This is a genomic window from Bacillus sp. NTK074B, from assembly GCF_017303375.1.
Taxonomy (GTDB): Bacteria; Bacillota; Bacilli; order Bacillales; family Bacillaceae_B; genus Rossellomorea.
This window is the reverse complement of sequence record NZ_JAFKOH010000001.1, coordinates 118615-142079: the sequence shown is the minus strand read 5'-3', so window position 1 is coordinate 142079 and position 23465 is coordinate 118615. Positions and strand designations below refer to the sequence as shown.

The window sequence follows — 23465 nt, the reverse complement described above, 5'->3', positions numbered from 1 at the left end:
TGCATAACGTTTCTGGTGGGATGGATCCAGGGATGCCAATGAACCCGGGCCAGTCCTGATAAAGATTTGTTGATGACTCCACGTCACATTCTCCTTTCTATTGCATAACTCTTTTTTTGTTCATGAAGAAGGATATCACCTATGATGAAGGGGCCGGCATGATCTTTATAAACAGAATATACATTTTTAGATAATGAATCTCTGATATTTTTATCGTATAAACAACGGTAGATATTCTCCTTGAAATCCTTGTTGGATGTATACGTTAGGGCTGCCCCCCTTTGAAGGAAGTAGTTGGCATTTTCATTCTCCTGCCCTGGTGCCGGTTTGAATAGGATGATCGGGAGTTTATAAGACGCTGCTTCCGTTAGGGATAGTGCCCCTGACTTTGTAACCAGGCAATCTGTTAACGAGTAAAGTTTTTCTATCCGGGATACATACCCGTAGATATGAACATTGGGGAATGTCACAAACGTTTTTAAACGGGAAAAAAGCTGATCATTCCTCCCACACACGACAACAATCTGTAGGTCATGATTTCGGGCTAGGGATGTCAGTATAGGTCCAATATTAGGAATCAAACCAAGACCACCCCCCATCAAGGTGACGGTTTTACGGGCCGGTGATAGACCGAATTCTTTATAATCCATTTCATACCTATGCTGGAATGTTGATCTGATGGGTAAACCGCTGACGACGATCTTCTTGTGGTCTACTCCGTAAAGGAGCAAGGTCCTCTTTACATGCTCGCTTGCCACGTAATATTTCTCAATCATTGGATGTATCCATAACGGGTGTGCACAGTAATCGGTGATAACGGTATATGTAGGTATGTTAAAGGAAGGTCGAAGACGTAAATATGGTGCTGCATGTAGTGGGAATGTCGTTACAATTAAAGATGGTAAATAGGTTTCAATCAATCTTAACAGCCTTTTTTTGCCTAAGTGTTGATAAAAATAACTTAATCCCTTGGAAGAGAGTTTGTCTGTCCCATAATAAAACGCTTTATAAAATGGAGTGCCGAATCTAGAATATCCTTTTTTCAACAAATGTTGAGCCAATGAATGAACGGCAGGGTAGGCTTCTCCATATAAGTCACAGATGTATGAGTTCCTGCCTTGTTGTTCGAAAGCGTCAGCAAGAGTCTCTGCCGCTTGGATATGACCTTCACCAAAGTGTGCAGTCAGTATGAGAACGGGCTTCTCTTGTCTCAAGTTTTTTCCTCCAATCAAAGGCAAAATGGTGGTGAGATTCGAACAAAAGAATTCATTTATAGTGTAAAATAAAGAAACACTATAGGATAAGATTACAAAGTGATTGTAAAGGTTGTTTATGGTTAAACATGATTTTTTGTAAAGAATAACTAGCCGCACAGGATATGCCGTTAACGCTAAATATAAATATTAGAGGGTGAAGGAACATGACAACAACGAAGAAGAAAGTGAAATCGGATATTGAGATTGCTCAGGGATCCACTCTCAAGCCCATCCTGGAAATCGCAGAAAGAATAGGACTTGTAGAAGATGACATTGAACTTTATGGAAAATACAAAGGGAAAATTTCCTTTGAAGCGATACATAAATTGAAAGACCATTCCCAAGGAAAATTAATCCTTGTCACCTCCATTAATCCAACACCTGCGGGTGAAGGGAAGTCTACGGTGACAGTGGGACTTGGGGATGCCTTGAACCAACTAAATAAGAAAACCATCATCGCCATGAGGGAGCCTTCCCTTGGCCCGACGATGGGGATAAAAGGCGGCGCAACGGGTGGCGGTTATTCACAAGTGCTTCCAATGGAGGATATTAACCTGCACTTTACAGGTGATATACATGCCATTTCCACAGCCAATAATGCACTGGCTGCGTTAGTGGACAATCATATTCATCAAGGAAATGAATTAAATATCGACCAAAGAAGAGTGGTATGGAAGCGGGCCATCGATATGAATGATCGTGCTCTTCGTCAAATCATTGTAGGATTAGGAGGCCCTGTACAAGGGGTTCCAAGGGAAGACGGATTTGATATCTCTGTGGCGTCTGAGATAATGGCCGTACTGTGTTTATCGGAGAGTCTGGGAGAATTAAAAAGAAGACTGGGTCAGATGGTGGTTGCCTATAACACGTCAAAACAACCTATAACGGTGGAGGATCTTGGAGTGGAAGGTGCATTGACGTTGTTGCTGAAGGATGCATTGAAGCCTAACCTCGTACAGACGATGGAGCATTCCCCTGCCCTTATTCACGGAGGTCCTTTTGCGAATATTGCCCACGGTTGTAACAGCATCATGGCTACGAAAACAGCTATGAAAATGGCCGATTATGTAGTCACTGAATCCGGGTTCGGTGCCGACTTGGGAGCGGAGAAATTCCTGAACATCAAAACCAGGGCTGCAGACATAGCTCCTGATGCCGTTGTTCTTGTTGCAACCATACGGGCTTTGAAAATGCACGGGGGGCAACCTAAGGGAGAACTCCATTCAGAAGATTTAGAAGCCCTCCTGAAAGGTTTATCCAACTTGAAAAAGCATATGGAAACATTGGAACACTTCAATCTTCCGTTTGTCGTTGCTGTCAACCGGTTTGTGACAGACAGTGATATGGAAATCGCCTCCCTGATCAACTGGTGTGAAAACCAGGGGGTTGCGGTTTCACTGACCGATGTCTGGGCTAAAGGTGGAGAGGGGGGAATCGATTTAGCACAGAAGGTATTACATGAAATAGAGAGTAACAAGAAAGAATTCACCCCCCTCTATGAGCTGTCTGATTCCCTGCATTCAAAAATTGATACCATTGCGAAAAAGGTATATGGTGCAAGCGGGGTAGACTATACCGTCAAAGCGAAAAAACAGCTGGACGAGTTTGAAGGCCTTGACTGGGGCGTACTCCCTATCTGTATGGCCAAAACCCAATATTCCCTTTCCGATGATCCGGCAAAAGTTGGACGACCTGAGGATTTTATCATTACGATACGTGAGCTGAAGCCGAAAATCGGAGCTGGATTCATCGTGGCACTGACAGGGGAAGTAATGACGATGCCTGGGCTTCCAAAGAAACCGGCAGCCTATGGAATGGATGTGGATGAAGAAGGACGGGCAATCGGTCTATTCTAACGATTGGTAAGAGGAAGGAGAGGAGAATATGTTTGACCCGACAGCTTTTGATAACTTAAAAGTAGTCTTTGAAGGAGCGGTATACGATCTTGATCTGACAGGGGAAATTCAAATAGTGGATCGCAAGGACTTGTTTGATTTCGCCCGATATGAAAGATGCTATCAAATCCATTATTCGTTACCATCTAAGAAATCTTGTGTTGTAGAGTTTCATATGAGGGCGGATATGGGACATTTCCTTGCAGAAAGGCATCAGATGACCAAAAAGAACACTGCAGGTGCGGACATCCAAGTTGTTTACAAAGGGGAGGAAATAATTCTTCATAATCGCCATCTCCTCATGGAAGCTTGGGGAAAAGATAAACAATGGGAATGGAAAGAAGTGAATTCCTCTAAGAACCCAACTACATACGAGGGGGTCCTAACCTTTGACCGGGTGATAACCGAGGAAATGGTAGATGATGTTCTGCAAATGATAGCATTCACTGTAGAAACGTTGAAACAGCTTGACCGAAAGGACTTCTAGAGGGTAAAAGAGCTCATATATATACAGAAAAAAGGGGATTTTAATAATGAGGATAGCCTGGGTAACGGATAGCACTGCTTATGTTCCGGACAGTGGAAAATATGATATCTTTGTGGTACCAATGAGCATCATCTTCGGGGAGAGGGAGTATCAGGACGGAATAGACCTGTCACCCGAAGACTTGTTTGCAAAACTTAGAGATTCGAAGGCGGAGGTCAAAACCTCCCAGCCTTCGATCGGCACCTTTAAGGAGTTATTTGAACAGCTATCAGGGGAATATGATTATATCATTTCCATCCATGTTTCATCCCATTTCAGCGGAACCTACTCATCTGCCCATCAGGCAGCGGAATTATTAAAGGACACGATACCAAATATCATCTGTATTGATTCGAAAATTCTTTCCAACCCTTTATCGGAATTGATTCACTATGGGCAGCGGTTACTTAGGGAAGGAAAGGATCCGAATCAGATTAAAGATGCCATTGAAGATAAAATCACCGATTGCGAAACCTTCGTGATGGTGGGAAGTCTTGAACAGCTTCATAAAAGTGGACGGATGGGCGGTCTCTCATTCTTCCTGGGAAGCGTACTGAAAATAAAACCCATGCTTTCCATTGAAGAGGGGAAACTCCATGTAAAGGACAAAGTAAGAAGCATAAAGAAAGGCCTTTCCAGTATGAGTCAACGTTTGGAGATGGCTATTGCAGAGAAAGGCGTAAGGAAAGTATCTATATTGCATGGGTTAAATCGTGAAGAGGCGACAGAGTGGATGGTAGAGTTGCAATCCAAGTATCCAGGAATTGAATTTGGTGCATACCCACTCGGTGCTGTGATCGGCGTACATGCTGGTGAAAACACGATAGGGATAAGCTGGTTTGTTGCGGAGAACGAATGATTCGAATGGACAAAGGAGTGATGTGAAGAATCAAGCATCCACTCCTTTTTATTCTGATAATAATACATCTTTGGTACAATGGAGGAAAGGGTGGAAATATGGATCGAAAAGAGCTGGACCATATCATAGAATATTTGAAGCACGAGTACCTTGGTGAGGCAACGGGACACGATTGGTACCATTTGGAGCGAGTAAGGAAACAGGCTCTAAGAATTGCCAGGGGAGAGCAGGTTTCCGATACATATATCATTGAATTGGCATCATTGCTTCACGATGTGCCGGACGAGAAATTCATAGAAGAAATGGAAGGTAAGAAAAAGCTCGATCATCTCCTATCACGACTTCCACTTAGTGAAAGCGAGAGTTCACAACTGAAATCCATCATTTTTTCCATCTCATATAAAGGTGGTCATGAAGCCGAGCTGACTTCCATAGAAGCAAAAATCGTAAGGGATGCTGATCGCCTGGATGCGCTTGGTGCCATAGGTATCGCCAGAACATTTGCTTATGGAGGCAGAAAAGGCAGATCGATCTATAATCCTGATTTTGAGGAAAGAACGAATATGAGCATCGATGAATACAGAAATGGTGATAGTTCGAGCATCCATCATTTTTATGAAAAATTATTGAAATTGAAAGACTTGATGTGCACAGAAACAGGTAGGGCATTGGCCGAAGAACGCCATGATTTCTTGCTGCGGTTTCTAGAGCAATTTAATAGAGAATGGACTGGTCAAGAATGAGAATGTTTACAGCTGAGAATCTTTCTAAAACCTATGGAGAGAAAACTCTGTTCAAAGATATATCCTTTTCTATTACAGAAAAGGAAAGAGTCGGACTGATCGGAGTGAACGGTACGGGTAAGTCAAGTTTATTGAAACTGATTGCCGGCATGGAAGAATGTGATACAGGGGAACTCACAATGCCGAACGACTATCATATTTCGTACCTTCAACAGGAACCTGCCTTTGACGGAGAATTGACCGTGCTTCAGCAAGTTTTCCGGGGTGAAGCGAAAATCATCGGAGCTATGAGGAATTATGAAATGGCTCTTATGGATATGGAGGGAAATCCCGAAGATACCCGGGTGCAAGAGGACTTATTTGAAGCGCAAAAACAAATGGATATCCTTAACGCATGGGATGCAAGTGCAAATGCGAAGGCCATTTTAACCAAGCTTGGCATCCAGGATTTCGGTAAGAAAATGAAAGAATTATCCGGGGGTCAAAAAAAGAGAGTGGCACTTGCAGGTGTCCTCATTGAGACTCCTGATTTATTAATCTTGGATGAACCTACCAACCATCTGGATTATCAGTCCATCAAATGGCTTGAGGATTATTTAGGGAAGTATAATGGATCTGTCATGCTCGTAACCCATGATCGTTATTTCCTTGATAAAGTCACGAATCGAATCTTTGAACTGGATGGGGGCAGCCTGTATGCCTATAAAGGGAATTATGCTTCATTTATCGAGGCAAAAGCCTCCAGGGAAGAGACCGAGCGCCAATTATCCGAAAAGCAGCAGAATCTATATCGCCGGGAGCTCGCGTGGATGAGAAGGGGAGCAAAAGCCCGATCCACTAAACAAAAGGCCCGTATCCAACGATTTGAACACCTTGAGGATACGATGAATTCCGGCCCATCTAACGGACAGGTTGATATGGCGATTGGTGGAAATCGTTTAGGAAAACAGGTCTATGAGTTCAAAAACGCATCCAAACGGTTTGAAGACAAAATAATACTGGACAATTTCTCCTTTCTCATCAAGCCTAAAGACCGCATCGGGATAGTGGGGAAAAACGGGAGCGGAAAATCTACGTTCCTCAATCTCCTTGCAGGCACCGATGTGCTCACTGAAGGCGGGTTGTCGAAAGGGCAGACCGTTAAGGTTGCCTACTATACCCAAGGTCATGAAGAGCTTGATGAGAATATGCGTATGATTGAGTATATTAGGGAAGCAGGAGAGTATATTACAACGGATAAGGGAGAACAGATCTCTGTAACATCGATGCTGGAGAGGTTCCTATTCCCTATGAGCACCCATGGGACGTTGATCCGTAAGCTTTCCGGCGGGGAGAAAAGAAGGCTTTTTTTGTTGAAGCTCTTAATGTCAAAACCCAATGTACTGTTACTTGATGAACCTACGAACGATTTAGATACAGAAACCCTTACAGTACTGGAAGATTATATCAATGAATTCACCGGAGTAGTGATTACCGTTTCCCATGATCGATATTTTTTGGATAAAACGGCAGAACAATTGCTGGTTTTTAATGGAGAAGCGGAGATCGATTTATACTACGGAGAATACACGGAATATCTGGAAAAAAATGAACTGAAGAGTAAGAAGCAGGAGACAGAGAAGAAGGCGGAGTCCTTACCTGTTAAAGAAGGCAAAGAAAAAGAGAAAAAACGACTCTCTTATATGGAGAAAAGAGAGTGGGATGAAATCGATGATAAGATGTCCGATATCGAAAAAAGAATTGAAGAAGCAAATGCAGAATTACAAAGTGTCGGCAGCAACTTCGAGCGGGCACAAGAGCTGATGAACGAGAGTGAAAAGCTCAATGAGGATTTGGAAAAGCTCATTGAAAGGTGGACATACCTAGCTGAATTTGCTGAATAGGCCACTTCATTTAAGGCATCGCACATACTGTGTTAGAATGAACAGTATATGAATTGTTAATTGAAAGGGGTAAAAAGCTTGAAGATATTATCGATTGAACCAACTCCAAGTCCCAATACGATGAAAGTTCTTCTTGATCAGGAATTGAAAGCCGGGAAGAGCAATAATTATAAAAAGGATGAAGCTGAGGGAGCACCTCCTGTCATTAAAGACATTTTGTCCATTGACGGAATAAAGGGAGTCTACCATGTTTCGGATTTCTTAGCTGTTGAAAGAAACGCTAAATTTGATTGGCAAGAGCTTCTGCCAAAGGTAAGGGAAGCATTCGGTGAAGATGCCAGCAAGCAGGAAAGTGAATCTCCCATGGAAGAACACTTCGGTGAAGTGAATGTCAGTGTACAAATGTTCAAAGGGGTCCCAATGCAGGTCAAAGTGACAGACGGTGAACAAGAAAAGCGGTTTTCACTTCCAGCGCCTTTCCTTGAAGCGATCGGTAATGCTCAAAAAGAAGGGGATAATGTCGTCCTTCTCCGGAAGTGGAAGGATTACGGCATCAGGTACGGAGACTTGGACGAGATTGGTCATAATGTGACGGAAGAACTTGTTGCGGCATACCCTTCTGAAAGGCTTGCAGCTATAGTCAGTGATGCACAAGAAGCGACCGACTCAAAAGGGCCGATCATATACAAGAGAAAGCAGAAGGTGAACGTCTCGGATTTTGCAGCACCTGATTGGCAAACAAGATATCAAAAGCTTGATTCAATGGAGGATCCGACTTTGGATGATTTACCTCTATTAGAGAAAGCTCTTGGAGATGAGAAAGTATCCATCCGCCGATTGGCTGTTGTGTACCTGGGAATGATAGAAAATGTAAAAGTCCTTCCATTACTGTACAAGGGACTGCACGATAAATCGGTAACGGTGAGGAGAACGGCTGGTGATTGCCTCTCTGATTTAGGATTTAAGGATGCCATCCCGGAAATGATTCAGGCATTGAAAGATAAGAGCAAACTGGTTAGATGGCGCGCCGCAATGTTCCTATATGAGGTCGGGGATTCCTCTGCCCTTCCTGGTTTAAAAGAGGTGGAAAATGATCCTGAATTTGAAGTGAAGCTTCAGGTCAAAATGGCGATTGAACGAATCGAAGGCGGCGAAGAAGCAAAAGGGTCTGTTTGGAAACAAATGACTGAGGCACGGAACCAATAAAAAGGAAAGGAATGATGATACATGTCTATGGCATATGAAGAATATATGAGACAGTTGGTTACGCCAATGAGGCAGGAACTGACACAAGCCGGATTCAAGGAGCTTGGCACTGAAGAAGAAGTCACAAATTATATGGAGAAAGCAGAAGGGACGACCCTTGTTGTCGTAAACTCTGTTTGTGGATGTGCAGCCGGCCTTGCAAGACCAGCTGCAACCCAATCCGTCATGAATAATGAGAAAACCCCGGATGATCTTGTCACGGTATTCGCCGGTCAGGATAAGGAAGCGACTGCCAAGATGAGGGAATATTTCGAGGTGTATGAACCCTCTTCACCGTCCATGGCTCTGCTGAAAGGAAACAAAGTCGTTCACTTTATTCCTAGAGAAGAAATCGAAGACCACGATATTTCCTCTATCATTTCGAATCTGGTGACCGCATTTAACGAACACTGCTAATTGAATAGTTTAATTGGGAGCGGGTGACTCTTTCGCCCGCTCCTTTATAATGATAGTTAAGGAAATGAAAATAATGTAAGATCAAAGGAGAATCAACAAGTGTTTGTCACGACTTGTGGAAGAGCAAATCAGAGCGTAATAGAAAAAGCGCAGCAGGCAGCGAATACTCTTTCCATTCCTTATGTCCCGCGAAAGAAAAGATCGATTCGTTCCCATATGGAGAACACCGACCAGGATTGTCTCGTCATCGGCAAAGAACGGTTGGAGCTGCATACGAGGGAAGGGAAAGGCGAGCCATTCTTTTTTCACCCTAATTCAGCCTCATTCCGAATCAAAAGGCTCATGCGGGGAGAGACAGATCCACTCATTGAAGCGGCCGGACTGAAAGAAGGGATGACCTTTCTCGACTGTACACTGGGGCTTGCTTCAGATAGTATCATCGCCAGTCATATTGTTGGGGAAGCGGGGAATGTAACCGGCATTGAAGCCAATAAGTATATTTCGCATATCCTCACACATGGATTGAAGGAATGGGTATCTCCACTTCAAGCATTAAATAGCGCGATGAATCGAATCACCGTCCTCAACGGACAATTTCAGGAAGAATTAAAGAAGATTCCCGACGACGCTTTCGATGTCGTTTATTTGGATCCGATGTTTGAAGAAGCGTTGGCCGATTCTCATGGAATCAACCCTATCAGACAATGGGCAAGTTATACAGGAGTTACAAAAGAAGGGATTGAAGAAGCGAAGAGGGTGGCCAAAAATCGTGTAGTATTAAAAGAACACTATCAGTCCCCTCTTTTTGAAGAGATGGGTTTCGAAGTATTGAAAAGGCCATCCGCCAAGTTTCATTTTGGGTTGATTGACTTAAAGAAGACCTAATAAAATAGACAGGCATCCATTGCCTGTCTAATCTCATAAGTATTAATCAGTGAATCCCAGTACAATAAAATAACCTAACAGAAGTATGTATCCGATATTGATCATAATTCCAGTATCCATTTAGTTATCCTCCTTACAAAGTATCCTCATTAATATACTACCACAGAAAGATTTTAATATCCTACAAAAAAATGAAACCTTTTTCACTTTTTATTCGTAAGAAGTAGTATAATAATAGACGTAATACATAGGAAAGGACGTTATCTATGTCGATTTGGCTCAAGAAATCGTTTTTTGTACTACTATCCATTCTGACATTCGGACTTGTATCTCCTTCACAACCCTTTCTGAATGAAGAAAATCATGCCCTTGCGAAGAATAATGGCAAGCCTTCTTCCGTTGAAGCGACTCCCGAGGAGTCAGGAGAAGAAGAACCGGTCCTAACCCATGATGAATTTTTAGAGACTATGCTGGTACAAGCTGAAAAAAATGCATATGAAAAGTTTGGGACAAAGATCAAGCCGTTCATTGAAGACGAGTTCAGATCATTGATCCTTCCTAATATCGAAAGAGCGATAGAAGATACAGCAGCACAATTTCCAGAAGAAGACTTAACGTCACTTACCATTTCAGAAGTACCTCAATATGCCAAAACCGAAAAGATTTTTCATATATATGACGAGCGCTCAGGTGAAGACATCATTCGATTTCATGTAAGAAAAGATCATCCTCCAAAGGATGGTTACTATTTCAATTTTCACTATCATACGGCGCACGACAAATTCCATGCACACCATGAACTGGGAAGCATTTACTGGGATAAAAATACCCCTCCTCAATGGATGAGTGTGTCCTGACCTAAATTTAAACAAAGCAAGTACGTGGTTGAACGTGCTTGTTTTTTTATGTCGACGTTTTAATATTGGAAACAACCTTTCCTATAACCCCATCTATCATTATGGTAAAATAGTAAAGAATAGGACGAGGGATATTTCCTGAAAGGAAGGGAGGGAGGGAGGATTATAGTGAAACGAACCTTCATTATCCTACTGATTCCAATCACTCTTCTGATTCTCTGGACCCACACACAAGCCGATTACAACGGTACCCTCTTAAAACACTCTCCCCTTAAAACGTATATACACCTTCAATCGGGCAAGCAGTTGGAAAATATGATTCTTTTACCAGAATCACCGTATAATAAACAAGATGCCGTTGATATGATCAAGAGACTGGACCATATTCCGACACCGTTGTTGGAGTCTGCAGAATCGAAAGATATAAAAATAAGGCTGTTCCAAAACAAATTAACCGATTTTTCTACGACAAGTCACTTGAAAGGAGTCACCCCCAGAGGGTACACTAATAAAAGTATTACGTGGGATGATCTCCCCGGAATAGGTGGTTCCAAGCTTGTATTGGTTAAGATTGGTCATAGTAAAAAGGGACAGGGGCACAACTCATATAACTTGGAGCTTCATGAGACTGCCCACAGCATTGACAGTTATGTCCTATCAGATCTATATTATAAGCTTGAATTCCTGCCCATATGGAAGAGGGAGGCATCCCTTTTATTCCCGGATGATCCCTACTTCAATCAATACAAAGAAGAATATTTTGCTGAAACATTTGCTATGTATTATTTGAATTCTGAAACTAGGAATTTACTAAAGGAAAAGGCACCCGCAACATATCAATTTTTCAAAGAATTATAAACTTATAAAAGGTGTGGTCAAGGTGAAGCAGTATTTAGACTTGTGCAAACATGTACTGGAAAAGGGTACAAAGAAGGAGGACCGGACAGGTACGGGAACAATCAGTACGTTCGGTTACCAGATGCGATTCGACTTGCAGGAGGGATTCCCTCTCGTTACAACGAAAAAACTGCATGTGAAATCCATCATCCATGAACTTCTCTGGTTCTTAAAAGGAGATACGAATGTAGCATATCTAAAGGACAACGGTGTACGCATATGGAATGAGTGGGCCGATGAAAAGGGAGAGCTTGGACCGGTATACGGGCATCAGTGGCGATCATGGTCTGGTGGGAATGGAGAAACCATCGACCAGATTTCAAATCTCATCGATACGATCAAGCATAATCCTGATTCAAGACGAATGATCGTCAGCGCATGGAATGTAGCTGATGTGAATCATATGGCTTTGCCGCCTTGTCACTGCCTGTTCCAATTCTACGTTTCTGATGGAAAATTGTCCTGCCAGTTGTATCAGCGTTCTGCAGATGTGTTCCTTGGTGTTCCATTTAACATTGCTTCTTATGCTCTATTAACGATGATGGTAGCTCAGGCTTGTGATTTGGAAGCAGGAGAGTTCGTTCATACATTCGGAGACGTGCATATCTATCAGAATCACCTTGATCAAGTAAAATTACAACTTTCAAGGGAGCCTAAAGCATTGCCGGCCCTGACAATCAATCCTGAAGTGAAAGACATCTTCGGATTCAGCTTTGAAGACTTCAAACTGGAAGGGTATGATCCACACCCTCATATTAAAGGAGCCGTGAGTGTATGATTTCATTTATTTGGGCAATGGATCAGAATCAACTGATCGGTAAAGATAATGGGCTGCCATGGAGACTCCCCGAGGATCTGAAGTTCTTCAAGCGGACGACAAATGGGCATGGGATTGTAATGGGCAGAAAGACTTTCGATTCCATCGGTAAGCCCTTGCCACATCGTGATAATGTTATTTTGACAAGAAACACAAGTTTCCAGCGGGAAGGCTGCATGGTTCTGCATTCTGTCGAAGAAGTTGTGAAATGGTCAGAAGAAAGAGATGACGAAATCTTTATAGTGGGTGGCAGAGAAATATATAAACAGTTCATCCCCCTTGTAGAGAAACTCTATGTAACTGAAATTCACCATGAATTTGAAGGGGATACGACCATGCCCTCCATTCCATGGGAAGAATTCATTTGCCTTTCTTCAGAAAAAGGGATTAAGGATGAAAAAAACCCTTACGACTATGAATTCAAAGTATATAAAAGAAAATAGATGATAGTTTAGGGTGAAGCTCATAACAATCAGCTTCACCTTTTTTTAAGACTGATTTCACAAAGATTGTTGCTTTTCTCATACAAACTAAGATTTACGATGCTCTGTCATTTAAGTTGTGGTGCAGGAGGGTGAATTGGTTTGATGGTTTGTGAACTCAGTTGAATAAGAGTAAAGGAAAATCAAGGAGGATTATCTAGTGTTCAGAATGATATATGTATTGATTTATATGGGTTTGTACCTTCTATATAGTGTCCCAACACTTCAAAAGGTTAAAAAGCTGGACAGTTCTATGTCAGTCAGGATGCGGGATCAAATCATTCATGACCTCCCTAAAAGATGGTCCAGGGGCATCATGAAACGAACCGGGAGCAACGTACATATTAGTGGACATGAATCCATTCCCGAAGGTCCGGTCCTGTTCGTCGCCAATCATGCGGGAGACTTTGACGTTCCGGTCCTGTTGGGTTCCATCCCGAAACCCTTTGGATTCATATCTAAGATGGAAGTGAAGAAACTGCCAATCATAAGTGACTGGATGATCATGATTTCATGCATTTTCATTGATCGTAGTAATCGCAGGCAGGCGGTCCAGTCGATTAAGGAAGGTGGAATGGTGTTGAAAGCAGGTCACTCCCTTCTTATTTTTCCTGAAGGGACCCGAAACAAAGGGGGAGAGCTGAAGGATTTTAAGACAGGTGGGATCCGGATGGCAAAGTATGCCGGCGTGCCGATTGTGCCAGTCGTCATACAGGGGACGGCAGATATGTTTGAGAATCAGCCTCGAGGTATTAAACCTTGTGACATCTTTGTCGAAATCCTTTCACCCCTTTCAGCTCAATATGTAGGGGATACAGATGTAAAAGAACTATCGATCGAGGTTCAAGGAATTATACAGGCTTCGTTGGACCAAATGAGAAGAGTATCGTAATAAAAAGAGTCCAGCCAGGTGGGGTCGATACCTACCTGGCTGGACTCTTTTATGAAATGCCTTTTTATACGTAGAACAGGATACAGAAGTACATAAAACCGCTTCCTGCAAGGACAAATAAGTGCCAGATAGCATGATTGTATGGGAGTTTATTCCACACATAGAAGATGGCACCGATAGAATACATGATACCCCCAGTCAACAGAAGTCCGAATCCCGCTCCCGTTAAACTTGCATATAACGGCTTAATCGCAATGATGACGAGCCAGCCCATTACCAGATAGAAGAGGGTGGATACCACCTGATAGCGTTGAACGAAATAACACTTGAATATAATTCCTACAATGGCGAGGCCCCACACGATTCCGAACAATGTCCATCCTAGCGCACCTCTTACACTGACGAGCATGAAGGGTGTGTATGTTCCTGCAATTAGCACATAAATAGCAGAATGATCCAGTATCGCAAAAAGATTCTTCACCTTTGAAGGCTTAAAGCTATGTAAAAGTGTTGAAAATAGGTATAGGAGAATCATGGAAGCCCCGAAAATGGAAAAGCTCACAATATGCCAGGCAGTTCCTTCATGTACGGCAAAAATGATGAGCATGACTAAAGCAGGTATGCTCAAAATCAATCCGATACCATGGGTAATGGCGTTCGCAACTTCTTCTTTCCAATTGGAAAAATCGAAATCATAAGTCAAAGAAGTTCCTTCCTTTCTTAAATCATTGGATGTTATACGAGTGATTCATATATCCATGATAATCTTCTTTTCATAATTGTGCAATCATTAACATAGTAAAGGGTTAAAGTATTATATTTGGATTTTACGATGGAATGTTGTATATTCCTATGTAAAGAGACTATAAAGAGGTGGGCACTATGTGTGGCAGATTTTCCTTGACGACTCCCTTAGAAGAATTGGTGAAACAATACCTGATTGACGAATTTATTGAAGAGTGGCAGCCAAGATACAATATTGCCCCTTCGCAGAGGATTCTATCCCTTATCTCCCATAAGGGGAGTCGGAGAGCAGGTGAAATAACGTGGGGGCTTGTGCCCCACTGGGCGGATCGTTCTAAATGGAAACCATTGATTAATGCCCGTAGTGAAACGCTTCTTGACAAGCCCAGTTTTAAAACACTTGTTCATTCAAAAAGAATGGTGATTTTTGCAGACGGTTTTTATGAATGGAAGAAGAATGAGTCAGGGAAGGTGCCGGTGAGGTTCCAGTTAAAAGGAGAGGGGCCATTTGTGTTTGCAGGATTATGGGACCGCAACGGGGAGGTTACAACCTCCACTATTCTGACAACCGAAGCCAATCCACTCGTAAGGAACGTTCATGATAGGATGCCAGTAATGCTTACTAACGATGAAGCCATTGAGAAATGGCTCAATACAGAAGAATACTCCTTTAAAGACGCGGCTTCTGTTTTAAAGTCCCTACCTGATGACAGGATGATGGGTTACCAGGTTTCAGATATCGTGAACGCCCCTAAAAACGATCGTTCTGAATGCGTCGTCCCTGTATCACCTCAAATATGAAAAAATATTCGCATTTTTGCACGATATGACAATTCTCGCGAGGGTAAATAGGGTATAATAGAAGCATAAACGGGTGAAAAAGAGGATTGATACTTTGCTGACAAAAACCATCGAGTTCAAATCGAAGTATGGACGGAAGGTCAAAATCTCAGAAGTTCCTGTATTGAAGAAAGATAGCCCGCTCTACCTAAGGGTAAATCTTAGGCTGAATCAATTCATTACCAGTGTCATAAACCAGAATGAGCCTAAGACCATCTTCAGCTTTAGAGAACATTTAAAGAGAACGACGAAATGGTCAGAGTACGAAGAAATCTATCAATCAGAAGAGTTAAAGAATAATGCATAAGTTTTTCCGGGGTTCTGATCCTATTGCACAATGTTTGTGCAGGATCAGACCTTTTTATGTAAGTACGGTTTTGAGCGGGGAAATGCCGATTGAGTTTGCATATGAGTTAAATGCTGACTATCTATTTAAATCCTTAGCGTTTAACGATATAATACTAATGATATGGGAGATAGGATGTGGCAAAATTGACCAAAATTAAGATTGTAACAGACTCGACAGTTGATTTATCAGATGAAGTTGTAAAAGAGCTGGATATTCATGTAGTTCCTCTGTCCATTTCAATTGATGGAGAAACCTACTTAGATAGAGTGGACCTTTCCCCTTTGAGCTTCATAGAAAAAATGAAGTCTTCCAAGGAACTGCCCAAAAGTTCTCAACCCCCTGCCGGGTCCTTTGTTGAACTTTATGATGAACTAGGAAAAGACGGTTCCTCCGTTTTGTCCATACATATGACAGGTAACATGAGCGGGACCGTTCGTTCGGCAGAGTCCGCTGCAGATATGTCATCATCCGATGTGACAGTGGTGGATTCCCGTTTTATTTCGAAAGGGCTGGCTTTTCAGGTGATCGAGGCGGCCAAGCTTGCAAAGGAAGGCAAATCGATGCAACAAATCCTTGAAGCGATCGAAGACATTCGATCCAATACGAAGTTATTTGTGGTGGTTGACACCCTTGAAAATCTTGTGAAGGGTGGAAGGATCGGAAAAGGGCGTGCCATGATTGGTTCCCTCCTTAATATCAAACCGATTGCATCTTTGGAAGGAGCAGAGTATACTCCCGTGGCGAAGGTCAGAAGCCATTCACAGGTAGTAAAGTACTTAACTGCCCAGTTTGTTGAAGATGTGAAAGGCAAGACTATCCGGGGAGTGGGACTCGTCCATGCGGATGGCCTTACTCTTGCACAAAACCTGAAAAACAAGATCATCGAAAAGACCGGATATGATCAAATCGAAATTGCTCCGACAACTCCGATCATCAGCACCCATACAGGAGTTGGTGCGATTGGTTTTATGTATTACACAGACTAATAAAAAAAGGGCGAAAGGAAATCCATCCTTTCGTCCTTTTTGTTGTGGAGATAAAAAAAGACAACAGGAGTAACCTGCTGTCAGTCAGGAAGGCATCGGCGTAGGGGTAGGTTTTGCATAACCTTCTTTATATTGCTCATCAATAAACGTCCTGATTTGTTTGATGGATTCACCATTCTTATACTTTACAACGGACTCTGCTGCAATCTTCAAACAAAGTTCACATCTTGTACCATGATCATCCCAGACCACTTTGTTGCCCTCTAGCTTATAGACGAAGCAATTAAGATTGCTTTCATGGCCGGCTGAATCACCGCAGCCGCAATAACACGGGATATACTTCAGAAGTTCAGGATTTTTAGCTGCTGAAGAATAGATGAGTTTCATATTGTCATCCTTATCGTCGAGAAAAGTCGGAAGGATATCGACAGAAGCTGTTTCTTCCCGGATATCCCCATTATCCGCAGTATGGTTATGATGGGCTTCTTCGCTTCGATCATCAGAGCAGCCGGCAATAATTCCAAGTAAACCAATCAAAAGTGTGAAATACAGTAACATATTTTTGGACATATCCATCACCTTTCCTTTTCATCATAAAAGTATTGTACCATTTTCATAAAAGAGGGATCGTACCAGTTCTTGTTGATTTTATGAATATTCTTGCGACCTCATAACCGAATCGGTCATATCATAAAAATATAGTAGGAAAGGCCGCCATCTGCTGTAACCGACAAGATTCACATCATACCTGGCTTATTATGCATGAATCCGTGAGAAAGGAAGTGTGCGTTGGTGTCTCATAAAAAGAAAGTATTGGTGATTTCAGATTTTGGAATCGATGATATTGTCGCTATTTTGTATGCTTACTATAGCGAAACGATAGAAATTGTCGGGATTGTATCGGACTATGGAAATGTTTCAAGAGAAGCTGCACTGAAGAATGTTAAATACCTCCAAAGCCTTACGGGGATAACGGATATTCCAGTCATAGGAGGAGCGGTCTCTTCCTTGACGGGAACACAGCCCCGGTTCTATCCGGAAGTTCATGGGGTGGCTGGTCTTGGACCGATCTTACCTGATGAGATTCAATTCGATTCTTCTGACATCAGTGAGAATTTCTATGAAATCAAGGAGCTCATCAATCAATATGCAGGAGAAATTTATATTTATTCCGCGGGACGTTTAACCTCACTTGCTACTGCATTTATTTTATATCCTGAAACTATGAAAAAGGTGAAAGAATTTTATGTGATGGGAGGGGCTTTCCTTGTGCCGGGAAATGTTACCCCTATTGCAGAAGCCAATTTCTACGGGGACCCATATGCTGCGAATATCCTGATTCAACTGGCTCCGAAGAAAATTCATCTTATTCCTTTGGATGTCACGATGTATGCTCTCTTCACTCCGGCCATGATCGATGGACTTCATGACTTCTACGTGAAATCCAATGATAAAGTCGGTCAAATCATCAAACCGATGGTCGATTATTATTATGAATTTTATAAAAAGACCTACCCCGATATTTCAGGCAGTCCCCTTCATGATTTACTGGCTATGTGGGCACTGGCAGATGGGGAGAAAATGGTGTTTGAGGAAGTCCCAATACGTGTTGTTGTCAATACGGGCTGTACGTTTGGGGAGAGCATCGGTGATTTCAGGAAGTCTCCGGATAAAGCTTCCTGGCCGGTCCATAAAATCGCTAAGCAATTCCATTACGGTCAATTCATTTCAGAGGTATTTGCGACTTTGCAATCAGGACCGAGCCGATGAAAGGGAAAGGACCATACTGAAGGATGAGTGTTAATAAATGTTTTACCGATGTTCAACCGTGATATAATATATAAAAGAGTAAGCGAGGTGATGCATATGAAAAAAATATCCATACTCATGCTCGCTTTTGTTTTATTCCTTTCAGGATGTTCGTTAGAAGATGCTGCTGATCATATTACAAGAGAAGTCTCCAACTGGGAGAAAGAAAGTCCCAATGAAACATTTATACCTAAAAACTTAAAGGTGGTTTCAATAGGGGACTCCCTGACCCAAGGTGTAGGTGACAGTACGAAAAAAGGTGGGTATGTTCCTTATCTGGAAAAGAGTCTTGAATCAATGGCCGGTGTAAAGGATGCCCAGTTTCATAACTACGGAGTAAGGGGAAACCGGACGGATCAATTATTGAAGAGACTGAAGAAGGAAGATGTAAAGTCATCCATAGAAAAGTCGGACTTAGTGATGATCACCATCGGTGGAAACGATGTTATGAAAATTTTTCGTGAGAACCTCTCACACCTGAAGTTAGAAGTGTTCCAGGAGGAGAAGCGACAGTATCGACTCCGGTTACAAGAAATTATCGAAACGATCCGAAGCTATAATCAGGATGCAGGCATTGTCCTGGTCGGCCTTTATAATCCTTTTAACACCTGGTTTTCGGATATAGATGAAGTGAACCAGGTGATTCATAATTGGAACGAAGCAAGCATTGGGGTATTGACCGATTATGATCGGACATTATTCGTTAAGATCGAGGACTTATTTATTGATGCAGGAGACACATTGTTATATGAAGATTACTTTCACCCGAATGATGAAGGGTATAAATTGATCGCAGATCGGATGTTTACGGATCTTGCAAAAGGGAAAACATTAGCTACATTGACAGAGAAAAGAGATTCTGTTGAGGAAGAGGAGCAGCCGTCATGAAGAACAAATGGAAGGTAGGGTTTTTTGTCCTTTTAGGCACGGTATTATTGGGGTTCGTCATCATCGTCTCCATGATCTTTATGCCTGTAAAGGATGAAGCACTTCCTGAAAGCACCAAAAACGAAGACCAACAAGTAGGATTCAATGTGGAAACCAACAAAGATGACTTAAACCTGATCATTGAGCATTATATCCAGGAAGAAATGAGAGGGCCGGTCGATTATGATGTTCAACTGAAAGATGACGTTGAACTGCTGGGGTCCGTTCCTGTCTTTACATCAAATCTTGACTTTAAGCTTGATTTCGAACCGAAGGCTCTTGAGAATGGGGACATCCTGCTGAAACAGAAATCTATTTCTGTGGGATCTCTGAATCTTCCCGTTTCTTATGTGCTGAAAGTAATCAGGGATTCATATAATTTCCCTGAATGGGTGAAAATACAACCTAATGATGAATTGATATACGTTTCTCTAAAGGATATGAAATTGAAAAGTGACATAAAGGTGCGGGCAAATAAATTCAATCTGAAGGAAGATCAAATTTCGTTCAGGTTGCTGGTTCCTGTTGACCGTGCCCAATAAGAAAAAGAGGCTGGGACATTACTAAATCCATATGCTCTAATACGAACAAAGCCTATGATTATTTTGAATATCACGTGATACACCGCTGTTAATTTCCGTGCAAGACTTCGCTTTCCGGGGGGCGAAAGGCAGCTTTCGCTCCTGCGGGGTCTCACCTATTCCGCTTTTCCCGAAGGAGTCTTCGTCTTGCACTCCAATCAACAGCTACAGTTAGAACCTGCTTATTTCATGGATTAAGCTTTAGCACTAAAAATTAAAAATCCGAACGAGTATGGCTTTCATCCAATCACTCGTTCGGATTTTTATTTAGCTGAAATCCTTTTGTCCCAGCCTCTTCATTTGTGCTTTCATTTGAAATATCTATCCTTTTAAAAGGATTGCTTCGAGTTCCGGTGTTCCATTGGCCAATCCTACAGCTACAATGGTGTATGCTTGATTTTGCTCAAATTTAACGTTAGGTACACTCAGTACACTGTTTTTACTCCCGGCAACCCTGGCTTCAAGATTTACGGTCATTGGGGTTAGACCGAGGTAATCGGTCGCTTGTTTAAAAGAAATATCAGGGAAAATGACATCCCCTCCCTTAACCGCAATATCGACGGCAGGGGCGTCAGGGGAAAGGTGAATGAACTTCACCTTTGTTTCGCCGCTTGGAACTGTTGGGTTATCCAGATAGGGCAGTAATTGCATTTTATTAAGAGTTCCCACAGCTGCCAGTGTGTAAATCTTTCCGGGATCAATTTTCACCTTTTTACTAATGACCGTCGTCACACTCGTTCCAGCCGGGTAGACATCAATATGGTATTTACCGGCAGGAAGTGTCAAATAATCGCTCACATCTTTAAAGGCTACATCCCGTAATACCCGGTTCCCGTTTACATATACATCTACATTAGGAGCATCTGGGACGGCATGCAGCACCCTAACGTAAGACGGTTGGGTCGACGTTGTCATGTCAGCTCTCTGTGCCTGCAATGCAAGTCTCATGTATTTAAGGTGTTTTTGATAATAATGAACGTGCATGGATGGATCAGTATATTTATAATAACCGGATAATAAGTCATACATTGCCGCTTTCGTTAAATAATCATGTTGGCTCATCCGTATCTCTCCTTTATCTGTATTAACACAATAGAATATGCCGGGGGGAAAAAATGGTGAAAGTACCTATTTTTTTAAAAAGTCAGAAATATCACTTGCCAAACAATTGAAAATGTTGGATAATGAAAGTACTAATAGAGAAAGTGGGTGATGTCATATGAATCGATCATTAATTGTTCTATCTAAAGGAAGTACGGATTATTTCGGTTCTGCACGTCAACTCACTTTTAACGGGATTCTTTGATTTTATATTTCTTCTACCCCGAAAAATCCGTTGACGTGTGAAACCACGCAATGGATTTTTTATTTTGGGAGGAAATAAGTTGAATAATAGAGAAAAAGTATTTAATTTGATGAATCATATGACAATAGAAGGTTTCATTTTGGGGAGAGTTGTGACTGAGCAAAGAGGAGCCTATATGGTCATGACCGAGAAGGGTGAAGGTTTATGCAAGATATCCGGGAAGCTCAGGTTTGAAACCGTTCAGCGTGAAGATCTGCCTGCCGTAGGAGACTGGGTTCTCCTAAGCGGGGATGGAGCAATCATTGAAAAAGTATTGCCTAGAACGAGCAAATTCTCCAGGAAAAAAGCAGGTAATGAAGCTGAAGAACAAATTATCGCAACAAATATCGATACAGTATTTATCCTATCATCATTAAATGATGATCTTAACAGTAAGAGGATGGAACGGTATTTGCTTCTCTGTTGGGAAAGCGGGGCAAACCCTGTCATTGTCTTGACAAAGGCCGATACGTGCACGGATAGTGAAGATAAGAAAAAACAAGTAGAAAGCATATTAATTGGTGTGAAAGTCGTTACAATAAGTGCTGTGAATCATGACGGGGTTGAAGAACTCATGCCTTATTTGGCTGAAGGGAAAACAGTCGCACTTGTCGGCTCTTCAGGTGTAGGGAAATCCACACTGACGAATCTTCTTGTAGGATATGATGTTCAGAAGACGAAGGAAATTAGGGAGTCCGATGACAAAGGTCGCCATACAACCACTCATCGTGAATTGTTCTTATTAGAAAATGGAGCTTCGATCATCGATACACCGGGAATGAGAGAAATCCAATTGTGGCAGGGGCAGGAAGGCTTATCCACCCAATACCATGATATAGAAGAATTAGCACTTCACTGCCGTTTCACTGACTGTCGCCATATAGATGAACCGGGCTGTAAGATACAGGGGGCGATTAAAGAGGGGACCCTTTCAGAAGAAAGGCTGGAACATTTCCAGAAGCTCCAAAAAGAAATAGCATATATGGAAAGACGGGGAAACAAACGGTTGGAGTCATTGGAACGAAAAAAATGGAAAAACATCGGAAAGCAAAGAAAGCTTAAATATTGACTATAAGAGTGGCCCATTTAAGGGCACTCTTTTTTTGTGCAAAATGGGTTTAAAGAAATAGCTTGCGGCAATTAAACCGATCTGGCAAGCTTAATACTTTCCCTTTTGAACAGGAATGCGTTAAAATCTCATACAAAGGGAATAGTGTAAGAGAATGATCTCAGAAAGGATGTTGATTTATGTCAGATACCTTAAACTATAAAAAAGCCACGTTTGCCGGTGGATGTTTTTGGTGTATGGTGAAACCGTTTGATGAACAGCCTGGAATCGGTAGTGTGACATCCGGTTACACAGGTGGACACGTCCCAAATCCGACTTATAAAGAAGTGTGCAACGAAACGACAGGTCATTATGAAGCGGTTCAAATTGAATATGACCCTGCTGTTTTTCCTTATGAGAAGCTATTGGAAGTGTACTGGCAGCAAATCGACCCGACTGATCCCGGCGGTCAGTTTTTTGACAGGGGCCAATCATATAAAACGGTCATTTTCTACCATGATGAAGAGCAGAAAAGGATGGCAGAGGAATCAAAGAACGGGCTTGAGGAATCAGGGAAGTTCTCCAATCCGATTGCCACAGAGATACTGCCTGCTAGTGAATTTTATCCTGCAGAAGAATACCACCAGGATTATTATAAGAAGAATCCCGGACATTATAACCGATATAGCAGAGGATCCGGAAGAGTTGCATTTATTGAAAACCACTGGGGGGGAAAAGAATGAGTAAAGATGAATTGAAGAAAAAGTTAACACCCGAACAATATGATGTCACTCAAAACAATGGCACGGAACCACCTTTCCGGAACGAATACTGGAATACATTCAAAGATGGGATCTATGTGGATATCGTTTCCGGGAAGCCTCTTTTCAGTTCCAAGGACAAGTATGATGCCGGTTGTGGATGGCCCAGCTTCACGAAACCGATCGATGATGAGGAAGTTTCAGAAAAGGAAGATCGAAGTCACTTTATGGTACGTACCGAAGTAAGAAGCAAAGAAGCTGATTCACATCTGGGTCACGTATTTAATGACGGTCCCGGGCCGACTAAACTTCGTTACTGTATCAATTCAGCCGCTCTCAGGTTCATCCCGGTTGAGAAATTGGAAGAAGAAGGGTATGGGACATACAAGAAGTTATTCTAACATAATGAATTGCTGTGAAT

At 42.2% G+C, this 23465-nt stretch carries 26 protein-coding genes; 22 read left to right on the top strand and 4 right to left on the bottom strand.

Going from position 1 to position 23465, the window contains the following annotated elements:
• Nucleotides 1–83: 83 nt before the first annotated feature.
• Nucleotides 84–1214 (bottom strand): MGDG synthase family glycosyltransferase, encoded by a 1131-nt coding sequence (locus JI667_RS00795; RefSeq protein WP_206849082.1) that lies wholly within the window; start codon nucleotides 1212–1214, stop codon nucleotides 84–86.
• Between the two features lie 206 nt (nucleotides 1215–1420).
• Between JI667_RS00795 and JI667_RS00790 the strand changes: the two genes are divergently transcribed.
• From JI667_RS00790 to JI667_RS00730, 13 genes are all read left to right on the top strand, one after another.
• Nucleotides 1421–3112, top strand: a complete 1692-nt coding sequence (locus tag JI667_RS00790) for a formate--tetrahydrofolate ligase (protein WP_206849081.1) — start codon at nucleotides 1421–1423, stop codon at nucleotides 3110–3112.
• A gap of 28 nt (nucleotides 3113–3140) precedes the next feature.
• Nucleotides 3141–3638 carry a hypothetical protein gene (locus JI667_RS00785; protein WP_206849077.1) on the top strand — a complete coding sequence of 166 codons (498 nt, stop codon included), beginning with the start codon at nucleotides 3141–3143 and terminating at the stop codon, nucleotides 3636–3638.
• A gap of 46 nt (nucleotides 3639–3684) precedes the next feature.
• Nucleotides 3685–4536, top strand: a complete 852-nt coding sequence (locus JI667_RS00780) for a DegV family protein (RefSeq protein ID WP_211201146.1) — start codon at nucleotides 3685–3687, stop codon at nucleotides 4534–4536.
• A gap of 98 nt (nucleotides 4537–4634) precedes the next feature.
• A complete protein-coding gene (locus tag JI667_RS00775) occupies nucleotides 4635–5279 on the top strand; it encodes an HD domain-containing protein (RefSeq protein ID WP_206849075.1) in 645 nt (214 codons plus the stop codon).
• The gene (locus JI667_RS00770; RefSeq protein ID WP_206849074.1) at nucleotides 5276–7162 is read left to right on the top strand and encodes an ABC-F family ATP-binding cassette domain-containing protein; all 1887 of its coding nucleotides are present in this window, start codon (nucleotides 5276–5278) and stop codon (nucleotides 7160–7162) included. Before JI667_RS00775 ends, JI667_RS00770 begins: the two co-directional genes overlap by 4 nt.
• Before the next feature lie 78 nt (nucleotides 7163–7240).
• Nucleotides 7241–8368 carry a conserved virulence factor C family protein gene (locus tag JI667_RS00765; protein WP_206849072.1) on the top strand — a complete coding sequence of 376 codons (1128 nt, stop codon included), beginning with the start codon at nucleotides 7241–7243 and terminating at the stop codon, nucleotides 8366–8368.
• Nucleotides 8369–8389: 21 nt separating this feature from the next.
• Nucleotides 8390–8824: a BrxA/BrxB family bacilliredoxin gene (locus JI667_RS00760; protein WP_206849070.1), complete on the top strand. Its 435-nt coding sequence runs from the start codon at nucleotides 8390–8392 to the stop codon at nucleotides 8822–8824.
• A 99-nt stretch (nucleotides 8825–8923) separates the two neighbouring features.
• Complete coding sequence (locus tag JI667_RS00755; RefSeq protein ID WP_206849069.1) at nucleotides 8924–9709, top strand: class I SAM-dependent methyltransferase; 786 nt, start codon at nucleotides 8924–8926, stop codon at nucleotides 9707–9709.
• 266 nt (nucleotides 9710–9975) lie between these two features.
• Nucleotides 9976–10566 (top strand): YpjP family protein, encoded by a 591-nt coding sequence (locus JI667_RS00750; RefSeq protein ID WP_206849067.1) that lies wholly within the window; start codon nucleotides 9976–9978, stop codon nucleotides 10564–10566.
• A 168-nt stretch (nucleotides 10567–10734) separates the two neighbouring features.
• Nucleotides 10735–11424 (top strand): anthrax toxin lethal factor-related metalloendopeptidase, encoded by a 690-nt coding sequence (locus JI667_RS00745; RefSeq protein ID WP_206849065.1) that lies wholly within the window; start codon nucleotides 10735–10737, stop codon nucleotides 11422–11424.
• Between the two features lie 22 nt (nucleotides 11425–11446).
• Nucleotides 11447–12241, top strand: a complete 795-nt coding sequence (locus tag JI667_RS00740; protein ID WP_206849064.1) for a thymidylate synthase — start codon at nucleotides 11447–11449, stop codon at nucleotides 12239–12241.
• Nucleotides 12238–12723, top strand: a complete 486-nt coding sequence (locus tag JI667_RS00735; protein WP_206849062.1) for a dihydrofolate reductase — start codon at nucleotides 12238–12240, stop codon at nucleotides 12721–12723. Before JI667_RS00740 ends, JI667_RS00735 begins: the two co-directional genes overlap by 4 nt.
• 208 nt (nucleotides 12724–12931) lie before the next feature.
• The gene (locus JI667_RS00730; protein WP_244668172.1) at nucleotides 12932–13654 is read left to right on the top strand and encodes a lysophospholipid acyltransferase family protein; all 723 of its coding nucleotides are present in this window, start codon (nucleotides 12932–12934) and stop codon (nucleotides 13652–13654) included.
• A 64-nt stretch (nucleotides 13655–13718) separates the two neighbouring features.
• On the opposite strand, the gene trhA is transcribed toward JI667_RS00730, so the two are convergent.
• On the bottom strand, nucleotides 13719–14357 hold the full coding sequence (trhA, locus tag JI667_RS00725; protein ID WP_206849052.1) for a PAQR family membrane homeostasis protein TrhA: 639 nt from the start codon (nucleotides 14355–14357) through the stop codon (nucleotides 13719–13721).
• Nucleotides 14358–14536: 179 nt separating this feature from the next.
• Between trhA and JI667_RS00720 the strand changes: the two genes are divergently transcribed.
• The 3 genes from JI667_RS00720 to JI667_RS00710 all read left to right on the top strand — a co-directional run bounded on the left by JI667_RS00720 (nucleotide 14537) and on the right by JI667_RS00710 (nucleotide 16573).
• Entirely contained in the window at nucleotides 14537–15199 is a 663-nt protein-coding gene (locus JI667_RS00720) for an SOS response-associated peptidase (RefSeq protein ID WP_206849043.1), read from the top strand.
• 94 nt (nucleotides 15200–15293) lie between these two features.
• Nucleotides 15294–15545 carry a DUF2535 family protein gene (locus JI667_RS00715; RefSeq protein WP_206849042.1) on the top strand — a complete coding sequence of 84 codons (252 nt, stop codon included), beginning with the start codon at nucleotides 15294–15296 and terminating at the stop codon, nucleotides 15543–15545.
• A 185-nt stretch (nucleotides 15546–15730) separates the two neighbouring features.
• Nucleotides 15731–16573, top strand: coding sequence for a DegV family protein (locus JI667_RS00710; RefSeq protein ID WP_206849040.1), 843 nt, complete (start codon nucleotides 15731–15733; stop codon nucleotides 16571–16573).
• An 84-nt stretch (nucleotides 16574–16657) separates the two neighbouring features.
• Here JI667_RS00710 and JI667_RS00705 read toward each other — a convergent pair whose 3' ends face one another.
• Nucleotides 16658–17143: a PCYCGC motif-containing (lipo)protein gene (locus JI667_RS00705; RefSeq protein ID WP_206849038.1), complete on the bottom strand. Its 486-nt coding sequence runs from the start codon at nucleotides 17141–17143 to the stop codon at nucleotides 16658–16660.
• Nucleotides 17144–17365: 222 nt separating this feature from the next.
• Here JI667_RS00705 and JI667_RS00700 point away from each other — a divergent pair, with 222 nt between their 5' ends.
• The 3 genes from JI667_RS00700 to JI667_RS00690 all read left to right on the top strand — a co-directional run bounded on the left by JI667_RS00700 (nucleotide 17366) and on the right by JI667_RS00690 (nucleotide 19851).
• On the top strand, nucleotides 17366–18343 hold the full coding sequence (locus tag JI667_RS00700; RefSeq protein WP_206849036.1) for a nucleoside hydrolase: 978 nt from the start codon (nucleotides 17366–17368) through the stop codon (nucleotides 18341–18343).
• A gap of 96 nt (nucleotides 18344–18439) precedes the next feature.
• A complete protein-coding gene (locus tag JI667_RS00695) occupies nucleotides 18440–19270 on the top strand; it encodes an SGNH/GDSL hydrolase family protein (RefSeq protein WP_206849034.1) in 831 nt (276 codons plus the stop codon).
• Nucleotides 19267–19851 (top strand): YpmS family protein, encoded by a 585-nt coding sequence (locus tag JI667_RS00690; RefSeq protein WP_206849032.1) that lies wholly within the window; start codon nucleotides 19267–19269, stop codon nucleotides 19849–19851. Before JI667_RS00695 ends, JI667_RS00690 begins: the two co-directional genes overlap by 4 nt.
• Nucleotides 19852–20211: 360 nt before the next feature.
• Here JI667_RS00690 and JI667_RS00685 read toward each other — a convergent pair whose 3' ends face one another.
• The gene (locus JI667_RS00685) at nucleotides 20212–20952 is read right to left on the bottom strand and encodes a DUF4397 domain-containing protein (protein ID WP_206849030.1); all 741 of its coding nucleotides are present in this window, start codon (nucleotides 20950–20952) and stop codon (nucleotides 20212–20214) included.
• 323 nt (nucleotides 20953–21275) lie between these two features.
• Between JI667_RS00685 and rsgA the strand changes: the two genes are divergently transcribed.
• The 3 genes from rsgA (at nucleotide 21276) to msrB (ending at nucleotide 23445) form a co-directional block, all read left to right on the top strand.
• On the top strand, nucleotides 21276–22304 hold the full coding sequence (gene rsgA / locus JI667_RS00680; protein WP_244668158.1) for a ribosome small subunit-dependent GTPase A: 1029 nt from the start codon (nucleotides 21276–21278) through the stop codon (nucleotides 22302–22304).
• A gap of 179 nt (nucleotides 22305–22483) precedes the next feature.
• The gene (gene msrA, locus JI667_RS00675) at nucleotides 22484–23026 is read left to right on the top strand and encodes a peptide-methionine (S)-S-oxide reductase MsrA (protein ID WP_206849028.1); all 543 of its coding nucleotides are present in this window, start codon (nucleotides 22484–22486) and stop codon (nucleotides 23024–23026) included.
• Nucleotides 23023–23445, top strand: a complete 423-nt coding sequence (gene msrB, locus JI667_RS00670) for a peptide-methionine (R)-S-oxide reductase MsrB (RefSeq protein WP_206849025.1) — start codon at nucleotides 23023–23025, stop codon at nucleotides 23443–23445. The genes msrA and msrB overlap by 4 nt, the downstream gene beginning before the upstream one ends.
• Nucleotides 23446–23465 lie beyond the last annotated feature (20 nt).

What these genes read in the sequence shown, in the direction of transcription:
- JI667_RS00735 (WP_206849062.1), top strand. Translation starts at nt 12,238, where the DNA reads ATGATTTCATTTATTTGGGCAATGGATCAGAATCAACTGATCGGTAAA.
- JI667_RS00770 (WP_206849074.1), top strand. Translation starts at nt 5,276, where the DNA reads ATGAGAATGTTTACAGCTGAGAATCTTTCTAAAACCTATGGAGAGAAA.
- msrB (WP_206849025.1), top strand. Translation starts at nt 23,023, where the DNA reads ATGAGTAAAGATGAATTGAAGAAAAAGTTAACACCCGAACAATATGAT.
- JI667_RS00705 (WP_206849038.1), bottom strand. Translation starts at nt 17,143, where the DNA reads ATGTCCAAAAATATGTTACTGTATTTCACACTTTTGATTGGTTTACTT.
- JI667_RS00685 (WP_206849030.1), bottom strand. Translation starts at nt 20,952, where the DNA reads ATGAGCCAACATGATTATTTAACGAAAGCGGCAATGTATGACTTATTA.
- JI667_RS00750 (WP_206849067.1), top strand. Translation starts at nt 9,976, where the DNA reads ATGTCGATTTGGCTCAAGAAATCGTTTTTTGTACTACTATCCATTCTG.
- JI667_RS00775 (WP_206849075.1), top strand. Translation starts at nt 4,635, where the DNA reads ATGGATCGAAAAGAGCTGGACCATATCATAGAATATTTGAAGCACGAG.
- msrA (WP_206849028.1), top strand. Translation starts at nt 22,484, where the DNA reads ATGTCAGATACCTTAAACTATAAAAAAGCCACGTTTGCCGGTGGATGT.
- JI667_RS00690 (WP_206849032.1), top strand. Translation starts at nt 19,267, where the DNA reads ATGAAGAACAAATGGAAGGTAGGGTTTTTTGTCCTTTTAGGCACGGTA.
- JI667_RS00790 (WP_206849081.1), top strand. Translation starts at nt 1,421, where the DNA reads ATGACAACAACGAAGAAGAAAGTGAAATCGGATATTGAGATTGCTCAG.
- JI667_RS00730 (WP_244668172.1), top strand. Translation starts at nt 12,932, where the DNA reads ATGATATATGTATTGATTTATATGGGTTTGTACCTTCTATATAGTGTC.
- JI667_RS00720 (WP_206849043.1), top strand. Translation starts at nt 14,537, where the DNA reads ATGTGTGGCAGATTTTCCTTGACGACTCCCTTAGAAGAATTGGTGAAA.
- JI667_RS00760 (WP_206849070.1), top strand. Translation starts at nt 8,390, where the DNA reads ATGTCTATGGCATATGAAGAATATATGAGACAGTTGGTTACGCCAATG.
- JI667_RS00780 (WP_211201146.1), top strand. Translation starts at nt 3,685, where the DNA reads ATGAGGATAGCCTGGGTAACGGATAGCACTGCTTATGTTCCGGACAGT.
- JI667_RS00785 (WP_206849077.1), top strand. Translation starts at nt 3,141, where the DNA reads ATGTTTGACCCGACAGCTTTTGATAACTTAAAAGTAGTCTTTGAAGGA.
- JI667_RS00695 (WP_206849034.1), top strand. Translation starts at nt 18,440, where the DNA reads ATGAAAAAAATATCCATACTCATGCTCGCTTTTGTTTTATTCCTTTCA.